1 protein-coding gene is annotated in these 977 nt (G+C 39.8%); it reads right to left on the bottom strand.

Translation table 11 applies throughout. From position 1 onward, the window contains the following. The coding region (locus tag APR43_RS24210) for an Ig-like domain-containing protein (RefSeq protein WP_317044751.1) at positions 1-977 on the bottom strand (977 nt) is incomplete at both ends.

A 977-nucleotide genomic window follows, 5' to 3' on the forward strand; every position in this document is an offset into this window, starting at 1 on the left:
GGGAATAAGGCTTGCGCCGAAGTTAAAGCTTCAGCATTACTGCATTCGATAGTTTGGTTTAAAGAACCCGCTTGTGTTGTCCATGTTGGAGCAGTTGTATCCTGAATGGTAATTATTTGTGTGAAAGTATCAGAAGTATTTCCACAATCGTCTTTTACTGTCCAGGTGTTAGTATAAGTTCCAGAATTTGTGCATCCTTCAGAAGCCACAAATTGTCCGCTTATTTTAGTCATATTCGAAACATCAGCATCGCATAAATCAGAAGCTGAAGGGAATAACGCCTGAGCCGAAGTTAAAGCTTCAGCATTACTGCATTCAATAGTCTGGTTTAGAGAACCTGCCTGAGTTGTCCATGCTGGAGCAGTTGTATCTTGAATTGTTATTACTTGTGTGAAAGTATCAGAAATATTTCCACAATCATCTTTTACTGTCCAGGTATTAGTGTAAGTTCCAGAATTTGCGCATCCTTCAGAAGCTATGAACTGTCCGCTTACTTTAGTGATATTTGAAACATCAGCATTGCATAAATCAGAAGCGGTTGGGAATAACGCCTGTGCGGCATCCAATCCTGAAGTATCACTGCATTCAACAGTCTGGTTTAGAGAACCTGCCTGAGTTGTCCATGCTGGAGCAGTAGTATCCTGAATGGTAATTATTTGTGTGAAAGTATCAGAAGTATTTCCACAATCGTCTTTTACTGTCCAGGTGTTAGTATAAGTTCCAGAATTTGTGCATCCTTCAGAAGCCACAAATTGTCCGCTTATTTTAGTGATATTTGAAACATCTGCATCACATAAATCAGAAGCAGTTGGGAATAAGGCTTGTGCTGAAGTTAAAGCTTCCGCATTACTGCATTCGATAGTTTGGTTTAAAGAGCCACTTTGTGTAGTCCAAGTCGGTGCAGTTGTATCCTGAATTGTAATGATTTGTGTGAAAGTATCAGAAGTATTTCCGCAGTCATCTTTTACCGTCCAAGT

The organism is Flavobacterium sp. NLM (assembly GCF_002210235.1).
Taxonomy (GTDB): Bacteria; Bacteroidota; Bacteroidia; order Flavobacteriales; family Flavobacteriaceae; genus Flavobacterium; species Flavobacterium panici.